This is a genomic window from Bombella pollinis, from assembly GCF_026385485.1.
GTDB classification, from domain to species: domain Bacteria; phylum Pseudomonadota; class Alphaproteobacteria; order Acetobacterales; family Acetobacteraceae; genus Bombella; species Bombella pollinis.
Genome location: NZ_JANIDX010000027.1, coordinates 1 through 208 on the forward strand (window position 1 = coordinate 1; position 208 = coordinate 208).

Consider the following 208-nt stretch of genomic DNA (forward strand, 5'->3'; position numbering starts at 1 on the left):
TATCCTTATGCGCCATCGATTGAGCGGTTGCAGAAAGCGTTTCGAGAGGATCGGAAAGGGACGATTGAGCGGTTGGTACAGGCTGGTGTTAGGCGTGTATGGGCGGAGAATGCAGCGGATTTGGTGTTGGCGCAAAAGGGGCGGTATGGCCCCTGTGCTATTATCATGGGGGGATTGTTGGATAATATGGGGTATGAGTGGGGGGATA

At 53.4% G+C, this 208-nt stretch carries 1 protein-coding gene; it reads left to right on the forward strand.

What is annotated here, in order from left to right:
* The coding region (locus NQF89_RS08860) for a hypothetical protein (RefSeq protein WP_266138007.1) at positions 1-208 on the forward strand (208 nt) is incomplete at both ends.